16 protein-coding genes and 1 pseudogene are annotated in these 16,139 nt (G+C 66.7%); 7 read left to right on the plus strand and 10 right to left on the minus strand.

The annotated features are described in order from the left end of the window. Window positions 1-89: 89 nt before the first annotated feature. Together CA951_RS39200 and CA951_RS39205 are read left to right on the plus strand one after the other, a co-directional pair. Window positions 90-710 (plus strand): hypothetical protein, encoded by a 621-nt coding sequence (locus CA951_RS39200; protein WP_087561989.1) that lies wholly within the window; start codon window positions 90-92, stop codon window positions 708-710. A 14-nt stretch (window positions 711-724) separates the two neighbouring features. Next, complete coding sequence (locus tag CA951_RS39205; protein WP_087562002.1) at window positions 725-3,235, plus strand: pyruvate, phosphate dikinase; 2,511 nt, start codon at window positions 725-727, stop codon at window positions 3,233-3,235. Between the two features lie 181 nt (window positions 3,236-3,416). Here CA951_RS39205 and CA951_RS39210 read toward each other — a convergent pair whose 3' ends face one another. The 8 genes from CA951_RS39210 to CA951_RS39245 form a co-directional block, all read right to left on the minus strand. Beyond that, the gene (locus CA951_RS39210) at window positions 3,417-5,648 is read right to left on the minus strand and encodes a helix-turn-helix domain-containing protein (RefSeq protein ID WP_087561990.1); all 2,232 of its coding nucleotides are present in this window, start codon (window positions 5,646-5,648) and stop codon (window positions 3,417-3,419) included. 23 nt (window positions 5,649-5,671) lie between these two features. Continuing rightward, on the minus strand, window positions 5,672-6,709 hold the full coding sequence (locus CA951_RS39215; protein WP_087561991.1) for an alcohol dehydrogenase catalytic domain-containing protein: 1,038 nt from the start codon (window positions 6,707-6,709) through the stop codon (window positions 5,672-5,674). Beyond that, on the minus strand, window positions 6,706-8,016 hold the full coding sequence (locus CA951_RS39220) for a malate dehydrogenase (protein ID WP_087561992.1): 1,311 nt from the start codon (window positions 8,014-8,016) through the stop codon (window positions 6,706-6,708). The genes CA951_RS39215 and CA951_RS39220 overlap by 4 nt, the downstream gene beginning before the upstream one ends. Next, window positions 8,013-8,648, minus strand: a complete 636-nt coding sequence (locus CA951_RS39225; protein ID WP_073366703.1) for a hypothetical protein — start codon at window positions 8,646-8,648, stop codon at window positions 8,013-8,015. Before CA951_RS39225 ends, CA951_RS39220 begins: the two co-directional genes overlap by 4 nt. After that, on the minus strand, window positions 8,645-9,454 hold the full coding sequence (gene eutJ, locus CA951_RS39230; protein ID WP_087561993.1) for an ethanolamine utilization protein EutJ: 810 nt from the start codon (window positions 9,452-9,454) through the stop codon (window positions 8,645-8,647). Before eutJ ends, CA951_RS39225 begins: the two co-directional genes overlap by 4 nt. Beyond that, entirely contained in the window at window positions 9,454-10,830 is a 1,377-nt protein-coding gene (locus tag CA951_RS39235) for an aldehyde dehydrogenase family protein (protein ID WP_087561994.1), read from the minus strand. Before CA951_RS39235 ends, eutJ begins: the two co-directional genes overlap by 1 nt. A 71-nt stretch (window positions 10,831-10,901) precedes the next feature. After that, window positions 10,902-11,225, minus strand: coding sequence for a BMC domain-containing protein (locus CA951_RS39240; RefSeq protein ID WP_087561995.1), 324 nt, complete (start codon window positions 11,223-11,225; stop codon window positions 10,902-10,904). Window positions 11,226-11,296: 71 nt separating this feature from the next. Next, complete coding sequence (locus CA951_RS39245) at window positions 11,297-11,587, minus strand: EutN/CcmL family microcompartment protein (RefSeq protein ID WP_087561996.1); 291 nt, start codon at window positions 11,585-11,587, stop codon at window positions 11,297-11,299. A 264-nt stretch (window positions 11,588-11,851) separates the two neighbouring features. Here CA951_RS39245 and CA951_RS39250 point away from each other — a divergent pair, with 264 nt between their 5' ends. The 5 genes from CA951_RS39250 to CA951_RS39270 all read left to right on the plus strand — a co-directional run bounded on the left by CA951_RS39250 (window position 11,852) and on the right by CA951_RS39270 (window position 15,422). Continuing rightward, window positions 11,852-12,847, plus strand: a complete 996-nt coding sequence (locus CA951_RS39250) for a hypothetical protein (protein ID WP_087561997.1) — start codon at window positions 11,852-11,854, stop codon at window positions 12,845-12,847. 2 nt (window positions 12,848-12,849) lie between these two features. Beyond that, on the plus strand, window positions 12,850-13,809 hold the full coding sequence (locus CA951_RS39255) for an HAD family hydrolase (protein WP_160099693.1): 960 nt from the start codon (window positions 12,850-12,852) through the stop codon (window positions 13,807-13,809). Next, entirely contained in the window at window positions 13,806-14,609 is an 804-nt protein-coding gene (surE, locus tag CA951_RS39260) for a 5'/3'-nucleotidase SurE (protein ID WP_179220492.1), read from the plus strand. Before CA951_RS39255 ends, surE begins: the two co-directional genes overlap by 4 nt. A 91-nt stretch (window positions 14,610-14,700) precedes the next feature. After that, complete coding sequence (locus CA951_RS39265; protein WP_087562000.1) at window positions 14,701-14,991, plus strand: BMC domain-containing protein; 291 nt, start codon at window positions 14,701-14,703, stop codon at window positions 14,989-14,991. Window positions 14,992-15,161: 170 nt separating this feature from the next. Further along, the gene (locus CA951_RS39270) at window positions 15,162-15,422 is read left to right on the plus strand and encodes a hypothetical protein (RefSeq protein WP_179220493.1); all 261 of its coding nucleotides are present in this window, start codon (window positions 15,162-15,164) and stop codon (window positions 15,420-15,422) included. A gap of 12 nt (window positions 15,423-15,434) precedes the next feature. On the opposite strand, the gene CA951_RS39275 is transcribed toward CA951_RS39270, so the two are convergent. Then, window positions 15,435-15,719 (minus strand): DUF1905 domain-containing protein, encoded by a 285-nt coding sequence (locus tag CA951_RS39275; RefSeq protein WP_087562003.1) that lies wholly within the window; start codon window positions 15,717-15,719, stop codon window positions 15,435-15,437. 180 nt (window positions 15,720-15,899) lie between these two features. Then, window positions 15,900-16,139: pseudogene (locus tag CA951_RS39280) on the minus strand (alpha/beta hydrolase); the annotation flags it as partial.

Raw genomic sequence — 16,139 nt, forward strand, 5'->3', positions numbered from 1 at the left:
TTCACAGATTCGGGGGCGACGGAGCGAACCGGCCTGTCGCGTGGGCATCTGCGTTCCGTCGCCCCCGTTCGATCGTTGGGAATGACCATATGACACAAACACTGCTCGACAAACGTCTCTACGACGTCCTCAATGCCGTGGCGCTCAAGAAGATGGCCACCGCGGCCGCCGTTTCGGAGATCGTGGATCTGGGCACCGATCAGGTTCGGGAGATCTTCGCCGAACTCGCCGACAGTGACTACCTCGCCCTGATGGGCGAGACGGCACTGCCCACCGACGCCTCGGGTCCGGTGCTGGTCGATTCCGCGGCCGCGATCTACGGGCCGATCCGCAACGATCCCTCGGTGCTGCAAGTCGCCGACAAGTTCGAGGACGTCAATTCCCGTTTCCTCAAGACCATGTCCTCTTGGCAGCAGATCGAGGTGGGCGGACGCAAACTCGCCAACGACCACAGCGATTCTGCCTACGACGCGAAGGTGATCTCCACCATCGAGCGCCTGGTGTCCCGGCTCGAGGGGCTGCTCGAAGCGCTCGGCGAAAAGGACCAGCGGTTCCGCACCTACATCGGACGATTCGAACGCTCCTTGGAAAAGGTCGACAGCGGCGACATCGCGTTCGTCTCCGATCCAACGAAGGACTCGGTGCACAACGTGTGGTTCGAATTCCACGAAGACTTGCTGCGCACCCTCGGTCGCGCACGTAAGGAGTGAACAAGGTGAGCTCTGTGACTGTTACGACCGGACTGACCCGCGCGTTCAGTGAACCAGGTGAGATCGACCGGAATGTGCTCGGCGGCAAGGGCTACGGCCTGGTCGAGATGACCCAGGAAGGCCTGAACGTGCCCGGCGGGTACGTCATTTCCACGTCGGCCTGTCACGACTACCTCGAGCACGGGTCCATGACCGAGGACCTGATCGAGGAAATCCACGGCCGCCTGAACGAGCTCGAACAGGCGACAGGCAAGACATTCGGTGGCGGCCCCTTCCCGCTGCTGCTGTCCGTTCGCTCAGGGGCGCCGGTGTCCATGCCGGGGATGATGGACACCGTCCTCAACCTCGGTCTCGGCCGCGATGCGGCGATCGCGCTGGCCGACGTCACCGGCGACACCCGCTTCATGGCGGACGTGCTGTTCCGGTTCCACGGGATGTACGCCGAAACGGTGATGGGGGCTCTCGAGACACCCGACCGCGAGGATCTCGCCGCGCTGATCGACGACGTGGAGACCGACAGCCAGCCCGGACCCGTCTACGACCGGGTGTGGGAGCACTGCCAGACCCTGGTGCGCGACGAACTCGACGACGAAGTTCCCAGCGACCCACGCGCTCAGCTCATCGGCGCCGTGGAGGCGGTCTTCCGGTCCTGGAACACCCGACGTGCCGTGAAATACCGTGAGGTGCACAAGATCCCGAACGACCTCGGGACCGCCGTGGTCGTGCAGTCGATGGTCTTCGGCAACCTCGATGAGGACTCCGGATCGGGCGTGGTGTTCACCCGCAACCCCGTCACCGGCGAGCCAGGACTGTTCGGGGAGTTCCTTGCCGCCAGTCAGGGGGAAGACGTCGTCGCCGGTATCCGCACCCCGGACCCCGTCACCGCGCTACGCGACCGACTCCCGCACGTCTACACCGAACTCGAGAGCACCTGCGTCGAGCTCGAACGCCGCCGAGGCGACGTCCTCGACATCGAGTTCACCGTTGAACGCGGCATTCTGTACATGCTTCAGGTCCGCAGCGCCAAGCGCACCGCCCAGGCCGCGATCCGGATCGCGGCCGACCTGCTCGCCGAGCAGGTCGTGAGCACCTCCGGTGCGCTCGCGACGCTGACCCTGGAGCAGATCCGCCAGGTGCAGCGGCCCGGGTTCGACCCGGATGCCTACGCCCGCGCCCACGAGGACGGGCGATTGCTGGCCACCGGCGTCGGCGCGTCCCCAGGGCACGTGGTCGGTGAGCTGTACTTCGACTCCGACGCGGCGCAGCAGGCGGTCAAGGAGGGCAAGACAGTCATCCTGGCGCGGCCGGTGACCAGCCCGACCGACTTGCACGGCATGATCGCCGCCGACGGCATCCTCACCGCCACGGGCGGTTCGACCAGCCACGCCGCCGTGGTGGCCCGCGCACTGGGCACCACCTGCGTCGTCGGATGCGCCGCGGTGGACATCGACCCCGCGGCGGGCACCATGCACGTGGCCGGCAGGACTCTGACCACCGGAGATATCGTCTCCCTCGACGGCTCGTCGGGTGAGGTGATTGCCGGGGAGATCGAGCTCAGTGAGCCGGCGGCCGAGGACGACCGTCTCTCGGGTCTGCTCGAACTCGCCCGCGAACGTGCCGGCGCGCAGGTCTTCGCGCGGGCGACCACACCGGATCAGGTGCGTCAGGCGCTCGCACGCGGTGCCACCGGATTGGTGGCGGGTATCGACGACGTCCTGGCCACCACCGGGCACCTCGACGGAATCATCACCACGCTGCGCAAGGGCGAGATCAGCGATGCCAGCGCGGCGCTCGAGGCCGCTGTGGCCACCGAGTTTTCGAAGTTGTTCGCCGATGCGAGCGTGTCCGAGTTCGGGGTGCGGGCGATCGATTTTCACGCCGACGAATCAAGCGAGTTGCTCCGCACGGCCGAGCTGTTCATTGCGCACCCGGAATTGGCGTTGCCGCTCGGCTCGGAGGAAATTCTGTCTGCGCAGTTGCGCGGTATCACCGCTGCCCTGCAGAACGCGGATGCCGAGTTGCGTGTGCACTTCACGGTCCGCAAGATCGCCGACAGCGGTGAGGTCGCCGCGCTGGTCGCGCTGCGGGACCACCTGCCCGGCGCCGAGCAGGTGGAGATCGGTGGGTATCTGACCAGCCCCCGCGGTGTCGCCTCCATCGACGCCATCACCGAACACAGTGACGTCGTGTGGATCGAACTGCGGGTCCTGCAGGCCGCGGTGGCCGGTATCTCGGCGCGGCACCTGCTGACCAGTGAACCGCTCGATTCGTATCTGCGTCGGGGCCTGATCACCGTCGACCCTCGCGTCGAGATCGACGATCAGGTCGGCCACTTGGTCGACACCGTCGCCGCTGTGATCGCCCGAGATCGGAATCGCCGGGTGGGGATCCGGTTGAGTGGACCGGTCACCGCGGAACTGGTGCAGGCACTGCAGCAGCGCGGGTTCACCCGCTTCGGCGTCGACGCCGATGAGGTGCGCCCATCAATCCTGGCGTTGGGACAACGAGACCGCCAGAGCGAGTAGGTCGGTGACCTGAGGGTGGGGTATGGGTGGCGTGAATCAAACGCCGTCCTGCGCCACCCTCAGTCGTCGTCGACCGGCCGTGCGGCCGCGTCTATTCCGCCCGAAGTCGACACGAGGAAGGTCCAACCGACGACGGGTGGTGTGGGGTGAGAACCCGGTCGGGGGTCACCACACACCACTCTCAGTTGGTGGGTAGCGTCGAATCGCCGTCCAGGTCATTGACCGCCTGGGTGACCTGCAATAGCCGCAGCGCCAGGTCGGCGCGCATCCGGTCGGAATGTCGGGACAGGTCCAGATTGGTGAGTTTGCGGATCAGATCCAGCCGATAGGCGAGGGTCTTGGGATGGACGAACAGCCGTTCGGCGGCATCCTTCTGCGAGCAATTGGCATCGAAGAAGGTGCGCAGCGTCTTGAGCAGGGATCCGTCCGACTGCTGGTCGTACTCGAGCAGTGGCTCGGTGACCTCCTTGATGAATCCCTGCAGGTCGGGATTGTCGCTGCTGCCGAGCAGGAGCCGCACGATACCGAGTTCGTCATACAGGGACACCGTGCCGAGGCGACGGGAGGCGGCGTGTGCGGTCTTCGCTTCGCCGAAGGCCGCCGGATAGTCCGCCGGGTCGCTGCGTGCCGAACTCACACCCCACGTGATCCGCAGGTCCGGATGACACTGGGCGGCGGTCTTGTCCAGCTCATCGAGCAGAGCCCGGGCTCGTTCGCGGTCCTTGATCGGGGCGAGGGCGACGATCCAGTTGCCGCGCACACTGGTGAGCGTCAACGGCGCGGGATGGGTGCAGCTGCGGAGACCGTTGAGGACGTTGCGCCGCAACGTATCTGCGGAGGATGTGGTCCACCCCTCCTGCGCGGAGATGGCGTCGGTGTTTTCGAGAACGCCGTAGACGACCCGGTGAAAACCTTTGAGCCGGATTCCCATCTGGTGGGTGCGGCTGCGCGCGGCGGACCGCTGCTCGGCGGTGCCTTCCATCAGGTCCCACAGGATCTGGTCGAGGGCCTCGGCCCGGGCGGCGCTGGCGGCGCGCTGCTGCAGCTGGGTGAGGGAACAGACCATCGCGGCCTGCCCGCATGCCACCTCCATGATCTCTGCATCCTCGCTGCCACCGACGAGGCAGACCGCCCCGTACTGGTTCTCGGCGGCGATGACCGGGTGAGCCCAGATCGTGCGGGCGTCACGGGCCACGATCCGGGTGGCGCGTTGCGGCAACACACCGTGCCGGCCGATCACTTCGTCGAGCAGGGGTGTGGTGTCGAGGGTGCGCGGGAAGGTTGCCTCGATCTCTCCGGTGGCGGAGAGGATCACGACATCGCAGCCCAGTTCGGTGCCCACGGTGCGGGCCACCGAACTGGTGACGGCGGAATTGGCGAGCACGATCTCGATCAGCGAATGCTGCAGTGTTGCAGACCGATTGAGCAGGGTCAGTTGGCGCTCGAGGGAAATGCGGGTCCGGTCGAGTTCGACGACGGTGGCCCGCTGGGTGTCGTAGAGGCGACCATTTTCGATGGCGATGGTGGCGAGGTCGGCCAGCGCCACCAAGCGGCGGACGTCGCGCTCGGTGAACGAGGAGTAGCGGCGCCGCCACACCTCCAGGACACCGATCATGTCTCCGTGCACGATCAGGGGCACCGCCAGCGCCGAACGAGTCGCCTCCTGCTCGGCGAGGGACATGAAATCCGTGCTGATCGTCGAATCCTGGAGGTAGCTGTCGATCTTGGCGACCTTCCCGGTTTCGAAGACGAGCCCGGCCACCCCCTGGCCCTTTTTCATCCGCAAACGGGCGGTGTCGATCACCCGATGCCCGGTGCAGCTGCGCATGCGCAACTCGTCGTCCTCCCGCAGGAACACCCCACAGATGTCTGATTCGGACATCCGCAAGGTCTGGGTGGTGATGTTGAGCAGAACCTGGTCGAGGTCTTGCGCGCTGAGGATCTGGTGCGTTACGGCGCGCATGACCTCGGCCTCGTCGTCGAGCGCGGCGAGATCTTCGGTGGAGGCATGGGCGTGGGCTGTCAGTTCGATCCACACGCAGAGCTGGGCGAGAAGAGTGCGGTGCGACGAGACCAACTGGACCGGGACGGACAGATCGACGACGATGGCGACGCTGCCGACGGTGGCTGCGCGGTCTACCAGGGGACCGGCACCGCACTCGAGGGCGGCCAGCTGAGTTTGGTCGGCGGAGTCCTGCGCGCCGGCGAGCACGATCCAGTCGAGGTCGTGTCGATGGAAAACGCTGACGGGGATGCTGCTGCTGAAGGTCGTGACAACATCCGCTGCCGCGGCGACGGCGTTCTGCGGGATCGTCGCCAGCAGCGCCTGGATCCGCTCCACTGGCACGGCCCCTCCGGGTACCGTGCCGATCGGGGTGGCTCGCACCCCGATCGAGCTCTCCGTGTGGTCCATACCCGCCTCGTCGGTTCGTGTGTCTAGGACACTTCGATGACTGCCTTCAGCGTACGGCGCGAGGTCATCGCCTCGTATGCGGACGGTGCGTCGTGGAGGTCGACTCGGTGGTCGATGATGATGGTCGGGTCGATCGCCCCGGAGGCCACCAATCCGGACAACCGGTCCCGGTCGCGGATTGCATTGCCGATCGCGAAGCGGAGTGTCAATTCGCCGGCGAACGCCTGCGCGACGGGCAGCGGCCAGGTCGGTTGTTGATGCACCCCGACCGAGACGACGGTGCCACGGCGGCGAACCAGCCCGAACGCGGCGTCGAGTCCGCGTGGGCCACCGACCGCCTCGATGACGGCGTCCGCGCCGCGACCGTCGGTGAGCGCGTCGACGAGCGGTCGCGCCTCCTCCGGGGTCGCGGCGAGCGCCCCGTGTGCGTGGGCGGTGGCCCGCCGCTCCGCGACCGGTTCGATCAGCACGACCGGGCCGGCCGAGCAGGCCTGCGCGGCGAGGCTGGTCAGCTGCCCGACAGGCCCGCCACCGATGATCGCGACGGTATCGCCGGGCCGGATGTCGCAGCGTTGCACCGCCGCGTACCCGGTCGCCAGGACGTCCCCGAAGAACAGGGTGGCCTCGTCCGAGACTCCGTCGGCGATGGCGTGCAGGACCACATCGGCATGTGGTACTCGGACGATCTCCGCCTGGGCTCCGGCCAGCGCGGGACCGAACGCCTCACCGGTGCCGAAGAACTGGCGCTGACCGCATTCCCAGTGATTCCCGCTGCGGCACCACCAGCAGTGCCCGCACGCGGTGAAGTCGGCGCCGCTGACCCGATCACCGGTGGCGAAGGTCCGCACCGCCGAACCGACCGCCACCACGGTGCCGGTGAACTCGTGGCCGAGCACCGCTCCGCGGGACAGACCGTCGGGGTGGGTGATCGTGTGCAGATCGGTTCCGCAGATCGCTGCCCGATGCACCTTGACCAGTGCGTCGGTCGGGTCGATCAGAGCCGGATCAGGGACGCTCGAGACCTCGACGGCACCGACCCCGGCGAACACCACCGCCCTCATGACGCGGCCGTCACTCGCTCGAGGTCGGCCACCCGCTCGGAGATCCGGGTAGCTGCGGTGCGCACCGCGGTCAGCTCATCGGGGGTCAGTGGCATCTCCACGATCTCGCGTAACCCGTTGCGACCCAACCGGGCCGGAAGTCCGACATACCCATCCGTGATGCCGTACTGGCCTCGGGCACGCACGGTGGCCGGGAGGATCTGGTCGGAATCGGTGGCCATTGCCAACACCATGCGGGCGGCGGAGGCACCTGGGGCGAAGAATGCGCTACCGGACTTGAGGAGCCCGACGATCTCGGCGCCGGAGTTGCGGGCCCGGTCGACAAGCGCAGTGACCTGTGCGTTCGGCAGCGCCTGGGTGATCGCAGTGCCCGCTACTCGCGCCTGCGACAGCGGGATGACCATCTCGTCGCCGTGGCTGCCCAAGGCGAGCGCGTTCACCGTGGACGCGGGGGAGTCCGCGGCCAACCCGGCCAAGGCCTGGAAGCGCGAGCTGTCGAGCACCCCGGCCATGCCGATCACCCGCTCGGCGGGCAGCCCCGAGGCCTGCCACGCGTGGTGGGTCATCTCGTCGAGCGGATTGGTCACCACCAGCAACACCGTCTGGGGGGAGATTGCGGCGGCCTCGCGGGCGAGTGCGCCGACGATGCCGGCGTTCACCTCCACGAGATCGGTCCGGCTCATCCCGGGCTGGCGGGCCCGCCCGGCGGTGATGACCACGTAGTCGGCGGGCCCGGCCTCTGCGAGACTGGTGACGCCGCGGATGGTGGTGCCGAAGCCGAGCAGCGCGGTCGAATGGGTCAGGTCCAACGCGATTCCCGCCGCCAGTCCTTCGGCGATGTCGACGAGGACGACTTCCGCGATGATGTTCGCCTCGGCGAGCTTCATCGCGGTGATCATTCCGACGTGCCCGGCGCCGACTACGACCACCCGGCCGACGGATTTCGCAGCACTCGTCAGCTCGGGTCGCGGTATGCGGGGCTGGTGCAGGGCGGCGGGAGCGACGGCGGGATGCAGCGGCGCCCCGCGCCGGTACAGCGCCGGGGCCGGCGGCTCGAGCGGGGGCGGCGCTGTGTGTGACCCGTTCGAGGACGGGCGGGCAAACATCGGGGCCACCGCAGCGGGTGCCGGGGGCGGCGACTGGTTCGCGGTGGCGGGGATGCTGGGCGGTCCGGCGCTGGCAACGACGATCGTGATGCCGCGTTCGCGGGCCAGTTCCCGTGCGAGCGGGGTGACGATGTCTTTCGCGCCGACAACCAGCTCACCGGCCCCGGCCGATGGGACCGCGTCGACACCGAAGACCGTCATCGCCGGGCCTCCTCGGTCCCTTCGAGTGATTCGAGCGCGGCGACCGCGGCATCGCGGGCGGTGGCGACCTCGCTTTCACTGCCGGCCAGGAACAGTCGACCGAACCGGCCCACGGCGCGGATCTCGATGACGTCGATGTCCGCGGCCTTCTCCGCTTCGTTCGCGGCCAACGACACATACGCCGCCGGGGCGACTTCCATTACGAACAGGCTCGAGCCGGGCATCAGTAGGGTGCCCTTGCGCCACTTGTTCAGTAGCTGCGCCTGATACCCGTGCACGTTGGTGATGAATTGGGTCGACGCGACCACCGGCTTGATGCGGTCGGTTTCCTTCATCCCGAGCGCATCGAGCAGAGCCTCCCCGGCCGCGAGGACTTCCGCCTGGTGCTCGGAATGGATTTCCAGTAAACCGAATTCGCGTTCGATGATCTGCAGGGCGGGACGTACCCCGGAAGATTTCAGCGCGATGTCCGCCGCGCGGAACACCTCGTTGCCCGGGGCCATCTCGACGAACAGTTCCGCCATCCCGGCCAACGGCGGGTCGCCGGGGCTGGTGGCGGCGATGTGCGCCGCACACTGCGGCTGCATTCGATCGATGAATGCGTACGTCCGGAGTGTTGCTGTGCCTGTCATGACGCGTACCTCGCGATTCCCAATGGAGTGATGAGCAGCGCGTGCGGATAACCCCGCACACGCCGGCCCAGGTATTTACTGATGGTCGTATCGGCGCCCGGAAGCATCAGGGCGCCGCCGGCGAGATGGAGTTCGAGGTGTTCGGCGCCTCGGGTCAGATCCCGGATCGAGGAACCGATGCGCTCGATTCCCGGTCGCAGGATCGCGAGGTGGTCACCGCTACCAGCCCGTTTGCATTCCTCCGCCTCGGCGATGGTGACGCCGAGAGCGCCGGCAAGGATCAGATCCAGGTGGTGTCCGCCGCCGGGGCGATCGTCGAGGGCGGTCAGCTGCCCCGCTTCGAAGACTCCCACGCCGGTCGACCCGCCACCGACGTCGATGACCACCCCGTCGGCCACGTCGAGGGTCTTGTTGGCGGCGCTGACCTCGTCGATCAGGACGACCTCGTCGAAGCCCGCGCTCTCGAGGACGAAGCGGCAGGCCCGACTGTCGGCCTCCCCGATGCACGGGGGATAGGCGGTGGCCGCGTTGATCAGCTCGACGCCGAGTTCGTCCTCGGCGGTCGCTTTCAGCTTCCGGACTGCCGCGGCCGCGGCCGCGAAGTCCACGACGACCCCGTCGCGGATGGCGGCGGTGCGGTCGAAATCGATCCACACCGGATCCCCGGTGGAATCGACCACGGTGATCACGCAGGTGGCGGTGCCGAGGTCGATGCCGGTGCGCAGATCACCGTCGTGATCCGTTCGGGCGGAACGGATGCGCTGATGCGCCTGTTCGAGTGTCTGCGCTACCGTCTCGAAGGACATCAGTCGAACACTCCACGCCAGGGCCGTGCCTCGTGCGCGATGCGCTTGATATTCACCAGGTGCAGCGGGGTGACGTTGTCCGAGCAGATCGACCCGCTCCACGTCCCGGTGCCGATCTGGAAGGACGGGTCGACGTTCGTCGAGTACCCCATCCCACCGAAGAGGGCAGGTGTGTTGACGACGATGCGGCCGGCCGGAAGTTCGCCGAACTTGGCCACCACCGTCGGGTCGGCGCTGTGCACGGCCACGGTATGGCCTTCGCCGCCCAGTGCCAGGATCTCCCGGCACCGCCGCCAGCCCGCCTGGTAGTCCGCCTCCCGATAAATGGTCAGGACCGGTCCGAGAATCTCGCGCGAGAGCAGTGCGTGGTCGCCGACCTCGGTCATCTCGGCCGCCAGCACCTTCGTCGTCGCCGGGACGGTGAACCCGGACAGCTCTGCCAATCGGATCGCGGACTGGCCCACCGCGTTCGCGCGGAGTCCGCCGCGCTCGTCGAACAGGGTCCTGGTCAATGCGGCCTGCTGCTGCGGGGTCAGCCAGGCGGCGCCGGCACGGGACAGTTCCGCGACGAATTGGTCGGCGACAGGTTCGGCGACCACCACGGATTGCTCGGCGACGCAGGCGGTGCCGTTGTCGAACGACTTGGAGGTCACGATCATCGTCGCCGTCTCGGTGAGATCGGTGACCGTCGAGTCGACGTAGGCGGGGACATTGCCCGCGCCGACCGCAATGGTCGGCTTGCCGCTCGAGTACGCGGCGGCGACCATCGCGGGACCACCGGTGGCGAGGACCAGGCGGATACTGTTGTGGCGCATCAGTTCCCGGGTCGCCTCCAGGGTGGGTTGTTGCAGGCAGGACACCAGGTTCTCCGGGGCGCCGGCCCGCACCGCTGCCTCCGCCATGATTTCCGCCGCCCGGGCCGAGCAGCGCGCCGCCCGTGGGTGTGGTGCGTGGACCACGGCGTTGCCGGCCTTGACCGCCGCCAGCGACTTGAACAACACGGTGGCCGTGGGGTTGGTGACCGGGATGATCGCTGCGATCACGCCCATCGGGGAGCCCACGGCGGTGACCTTGTTCTCCTCGTCGGCCCAGAGCACACCGACGGCACGCCGCTCGAGCATCCAGTCGGCCACGAAGCCGGTGTTGAAGCGGTTCTTGATGATCTTGTTTTCGTATACGCCGTATCCGGTCTCGTCGACCGCCATCCGGGCGAGTTCCTCGGAGGCGGCGTACCCGGCCTTCGCCATGGCCCGAACGATGTTGTCGAGCCACTGCTGGTCGGCCCCTTCGATCGCGTCGAAGGCCTTCTTCGTGGCGGACACCTGTGCGCGGACGTCCACCAGCGCCGCCAGGTCCGCATCGAGCGTTGCTGTCACGGTCTTTCACCTTCCATGGCTCGGTCCGGGGCGCAGACGACTCTGTGCTGCGCCCCGATCGCGGTCGACTTTCAGGCGCCCTTGGGGCGGGCCAGGTTCGACAGGACACCCTCGGTCTCGTCGTGGGGGCGGGGGATGACGTGCACGGAGACGACCTCTCCGGCTTTGCCGGCGGCGACGGCGCCGGCGTCGGTTGCGGCCTTGACCGCGCCGACATCGCCGCGGACCATCACGGTGACCAGGCCGCCACCGATCTCCCGATGGCCGAGGAGTTGTACGTTCGCCGCCTTGACCATTGCGTCGGCGGCTTCGATTGCCCCGACGAGACCCTTGGTCTCGATCAGGCCGAGTGCTCCGGCGCCACGGGCGGGCAGGGTGGTCTGAGTGGTTGCCATGGTCTTTCCTCCATTTTCGTTATTGCTGGGTAGATCAACGAGTGACTTGCGCACTGCGTCGGTTCGTGTGGTCATTTCGAGTAGGTCACCTCACCGTGAGTGACGATCGTGTCCGCGATCGCGACGATCGCCTGGTCGACCGGGACACCGGTGGTGGCCGGGTCCACTCGTGCCGCGCCCCCGGACACGACGAGAACGATTTCTTCCTGTCCGGCACCGACGAGGTCGACGGCGGCATACGACCGCCGGTCCGTACCGTCGGGGGCGGTGTCGATATCCTCGACGACCAGGATCGTCCTTCCGGACAGTTCGGAAACCTTGGCGGTGGACACCACCTGGCCGACAACACGTGCAAGTCTCACCGGGAGGACCGCCTTCTCTTAAGGTCACCGAAAACGAACGGGATCGATGCACTCCCGCTCACCCCAAGTGACCCGGGAGTGCATCGAGGAGGACGCTACGGCGGCACACCCCGCTGGTCGTTATCTCCCGGGGACAGCTCTGGGCCGGTCAGTTGTCCCCGATGGATGTGGCGGGGGTATCTCGAATTCGGCAAGGTGTGCGGTGACGAGGACCGCGCCGGGTAATCACACCGGGCGGCAACCGCCAGAGCCTAGGAGAGCCACATGATCGAAGACATCGACGCTGATTTCCACACCCCTACCAGCGACGATCCAACCTGGACCGAGACGAACTTCTTCGGCTTCTACATCCCGGAAGCCACCCTCAACGTCGGCGTCTATGCGCTCTTCCGCCCGAACGTGGGCGTCGCGATTTCCACGATCGCCATGAACTCGAAGTTCGTGCAGGCGCCCTGGCAGGCCGAGTACTGGGACGCCCAGCACCACCTGCCCATCCCGGAACCGCGGAATCTGCGCGATTACCGCTTGAACAATGGCCTACATGTCGTCTGCCGCGAACCCAACCGGGTGTGGGATGTGGAATTCGACAACGGCGACGACGTCTCGCTGGCCTTCCGGTACACCGCCATCGCCGATGCCTTCGACATCCACGACCCCCAGCAGGACCCGATCGTGGCCAAGCAGGCCGACGACGGCGTGTTCGCGTGGGGTGAGGCCTACGCTGGCCACTTCGACCAGTCCGGTCATTTCGAGGGCGAGGTCAACCTGCGCGGCAAGAAGTATGCCGTCGACTGCATCTCGACGATGGACCACAGCTGGGGTCTGCGCTCGGAGCACCAGGGCCACACCATGAGCTGGCTGCACGCCCACTTCTCCAAGGACTTCGCGATCCACGGAATCTTCGACTTCGACCCCAGAGGCGGCCCAGACGCCACCACCGAACTCACCCTCGAGCACGGCTACGTCGTCGACAAGGGGGAACTGTTCGGGTTGGCCGCGGGCCGGGGCCGCACCATCCGGGAAGGGTTCTTCGCCAAGTCGGTCGAGCTCGAGCTTACCGACAGCGAAGGCCGGGAGTATGAGCTCCAGGGCCTCGGCCGGACGAGTTTCCCCTGGCAGGCCGGGCCTGGCACGGTCGGATACAACGTCCTCGCCGAATGGCGTTCGGGCACCGAACGTGGATGGGGCGAGATCCAGGACTTCATCGGCCCCCAGCAGTTGTGCAAGATCTACAGCGCCTCCGACACGGCCGGCAGCTGACCATGTGCCGACCTGAGCCGCCGCAGGCGGTGATCTTCGACCTCGACGGCACACTCGTGCAGACCCGCGAAGCATCCTGGCGGGTCTTCGAGAAGATCAGTGCCACTCATCATCTCGGGATCACAACAGCTGAACAGTTCTACGAGATGTTCGCCAACAACTTCTTCGTCTCCCTGCGCGGTCTCTGCCGCGACGCCGAGCATGTGCGCCTTGTCGAGGACGACTTCATGCGCAGCCTCGGAGCCGACTACGCCCCACTCATGATTCCCGGCATGGTGGACGTGGTGAAAGCGCTGGTGCCGCACGCGACCCTGGCCGTTCTGTCGTCGAACTCCACTGAAGTCATCCGCAGAGTTCTGCGCACGAACACGCTCGAATACTGCTTCGGGCACGTGTTCGGCGGCGATGTCGAACCCGACAAGGCCAAGGGAATCCAGCGGTTCCTCGACGACGCCGCGCAAGGTTCCGGTCGGCGCTGCCAAGCGTTCTACGACGAATCAGCAATCGGAGGTGCTGTCCCGGCCGGGGCGACCGCCATCATCACCGACACAGTCGGGGATGTCGAAGCGGCAATGAGAGCCGGGATCCGCGCGGTCGGGGTCGCCTGGGGCATGCACACCGAAGAGCAACTGCTCGCCGCCGGCGCGGAGTTCGTCGCGATCTGGCCGCAAGAGATTCTCGCGCACCTATTTGCAAGTGCCACCGCGACGGCGGCATGTGCGTGCCCGCCGTCACCAGTCGCAGCGTTACCGCGACCCTCGGCTATCCCGGCCCGGGTGCAGCGCAGAGTGTCCGGAGCGAAGGCACTACAGGAGCGGATCACCCCCCACCGAGTGTCACCGACGCCGAACACCCAGCCCGCCACCTCGGCCCCGCCACCCCGAGGGGAGCCAATTGCGAACGGCACCCCATCCGCGGCGGACAACGAGTTGCTGCTCGCAGTGCGATTGGCGATGCCATGACGCCCCACGTCCTGGTCACCAACGACGACGGGATCGACGCGCCAGGGCTGGCGGCCCTTGCTCACACTGCGTGCGAGCAAGGGTACGACGTCACGGTCGCCGCACCTCACCGGCAAGCCAGCGGCAGCGCCGGTGGCCTGACGATGTTTCTTGTCGAAGACCGACTCGAAGTGAGCCACCGTCGGCTACCCGGGCTACCGGGAGTCGAGGCCTACTCCGTGGCCGCGCATCCGGGCATGATCGCACTCGCCGCAGTCCTCGGCCGCTTCGGCCCGGTCCCCGACCTTATTCTCTCCGGCATCAACGAGGGTTCGAACCTTGGTGCAGCGGTGTTGCATTCGGGCACTGCCGGTGCGGCCATGGTCGCCGGGGCGCACGGCGTGACCGCATTGGCAGCATCGCTGCACCTGGACTTCGAAATCGACCAATCGATGGAGCGCAGCCTTGCCCGGCACTGGAGCACCGCCGCCGCGGTGGTCGGCGACATCCTGCCGAATATCATGACCGCGGACGCCGGATCGGTATTCAACCTCAACGTGCCCAACCTACCCAGTGCGGAGGTTCGACCCCTGGTCGCCGCGTCGTGGACCCTCGCCGGCACCGCGCCGACCCTGCTGCCGTTCATCGCCGAGTTCGATCGGCATGCCGATGCGCTGCCGGTGGCGGAGTTACTCGAACCCACGATCGACATCGTCGAAGGCTCCGACATCGAAAGGGTGCGGATGGGACACCCCACGCTGTCGCTGCTCCACCTGAACGGAGACTCGTCCATCGACTGGATCTGTCAGGTCCGCTCGTGACACGAGCGAAATAGCGTCACAAACTGTCATGTGGAGTCCCGGTCGCCAAGGCACGTGGCACAGGCCATCTGATGAATATGGAGGTTGGACAATGAGTTCCGGTGCAGTTGGATTGATCGAAACGGTGGGTTTGGTCGGAGCCATCGAGGCTGCTGACGCCATGGTCAAAGCGGCCAACGTCGCTCTTGTCGGATACAGGACTCTGCGCAACGGACAGGTAACCGTGCTGGTCCGCGGCGATGTCGGCGCGGTCCAGGCCGCGGTCGACGCAGGGATGGCGGCGGCACGAAATACAGGAGAGTTGGCGACATCGCACGTGATCGCGCGCCCCCACAACGAGACCGAGGACGTGTTGGCAGCCGCGATTCCCACAATCTGGTAACGGAACCGGCTCCGGCACCACTGTTGTCGGCTGCACGACGCCGACTGAAATTGCGTCGCGATGGGCCGAGCGTCGCTCACGCAGAGACACCGATAGCGGGCTGTCGTCATCGCATCACCATCCTCATCCGGCTATCGAATGGAGATCCCCGGCTGAAGGACAATGAGAGCATGAAGCCTCACACCTACACGACTTACAGCATCGGATGCGGCGTCGCCTGGGTCATCGTGTGGTCGATCATCGGCACCACGCGACCAGAAGCCCGCTCCCCGGTTCTGCTGTTCTTTGCCGGATGGTTGGCGGGGTGGACGTCAGCGACCATCGCCCGATATGTGTACCCACCACCACAGCGAAGCCCTGGCATCCGCACGCCGCACTGGACACGGTGGGCAGGAGTCCTCCCGAAAGCGGATCCCGTACCGGACGTCTAGCCTTTGGTGAGTTCAGTTCAGTCGCTCGGTGAGGTGAACCTCGACGTTGTCACCGTCGTTCTTGCCGATCGCCTTGCGGATGGCAGCAGCTACGGGCAGCTTGTGGGTGCCATCTCCCAGTGCCATGAACGCTCCGGTGAACGGGTGCGCGTCGATGGTCCCAGCGACTTTGACCAGACCACGGGTACCGAAGATCCGTGCTGAGTCGGGTAGCTGCACGCATGTCCAAGTGTCCCCGGGACGGACCTTGCCAAGCCGGGCGGTGAAGGTGATGTCCAGGGGTCGGGGATCTGCCATGGTCTTGCTCCTTCGCGGTGCTGGACCGGGTGAATCCATCCGGATCAACTCCTCATTGTGAAGGGTCCAGAAGCGACCATCCCGCCAATGACGCATACTGCGCACGCCACCGCGTATCTCAGCTGCACATCCTGACCGGCAGCTCCGATCGTGTGCTGCCGGCATCTCGGGTCTGTCCCGCTTGAGGTGCCGGGCGAGGAACCGGTTCCCGTCGTCACCCTCGAACTGGGGGACGCCGGTATGCCCGCCCATATTGGCGTGCAGCGTCTTCACCTTCGAGCCGAAGGCGTCGAACAGGTCCAGAGCCTGTTGCCGGTCGTTCCCTTCGTCGTCCCATTGCAGTAGGACCTGCAGCGGAATGGCGACCTGCCGGGCCTCCTCGAACATGCTGCGGGGCACGAAACTCCCGGCGAACAGGAG

Source organism: Rhodococcus sp. NCIMB 12038, from assembly GCF_002165735.1.
Taxonomy (GTDB): domain Bacteria; phylum Actinomycetota; class Actinomycetes; order Mycobacteriales; family Mycobacteriaceae; genus Rhodococcus_F.

Coding starts and splice junctions, on each gene's coding strand:
- CA951_RS39200 (WP_087561989.1), top strand. CDS start 90: ATGACACAAACACTGCTCGACAAACGTCTCTACGACGTCCTCAATGCC.
- CA951_RS39210 (WP_087561990.1), bottom strand. CDS start 5,648: ATGGACCACACGGAGAGCTCGATCGGGGTGCGAGCCACCCCGATCGGC.
- CA951_RS39215 (WP_087561991.1), bottom strand. CDS start 6,709: ATGAGGGCGGTGGTGTTCGCCGGGGTCGGTGCCGTCGAGGTCTCGAGC.
- CA951_RS39220 (WP_087561992.1), bottom strand. CDS start 8,016: ATGACGGTCTTCGGTGTCGACGCGGTCCCATCGGCCGGGGCCGGTGAG.
- CA951_RS39225 (WP_073366703.1), bottom strand. CDS start 8,648: ATGACAGGCACAGCAACACTCCGGACGTACGCATTCATCGATCGAATG.
- eutJ (WP_087561993.1), bottom strand. CDS start 9,454: ATGTCCTTCGAGACGGTAGCGCAGACACTCGAACAGGCGCATCAGCGC.
- CA951_RS39240 (WP_087561995.1), bottom strand. CDS start 11,225: ATGGCAACCACTCAGACCACCCTGCCCGCCCGTGGCGCCGGAGCACTC.
- CA951_RS39250 (WP_087561997.1), top strand. CDS start 11,852: ATGATCGAAGACATCGACGCTGATTTCCACACCCCTACCAGCGACGAT.
- CA951_RS39255 (WP_160099693.1), top strand. CDS start 12,850: ATGTGCCGACCTGAGCCGCCGCAGGCGGTGATCTTCGACCTCGACGGC.
- surE (WP_179220492.1), top strand. CDS start 13,806: ATGACGCCCCACGTCCTGGTCACCAACGACGACGGGATCGACGCGCCA.
- CA951_RS39265 (WP_087562000.1), top strand. CDS start 14,701: ATGAGTTCCGGTGCAGTTGGATTGATCGAAACGGTGGGTTTGGTCGGA.
- CA951_RS39270 (WP_179220493.1), top strand. CDS start 15,162: ATGAAGCCTCACACCTACACGACTTACAGCATCGGATGCGGCGTCGCC.
- CA951_RS39275 (WP_087562003.1), bottom strand. CDS start 15,719: ATGGCAGATCCCCGACCCCTGGACATCACCTTCACCGCCCGGCTTGGC.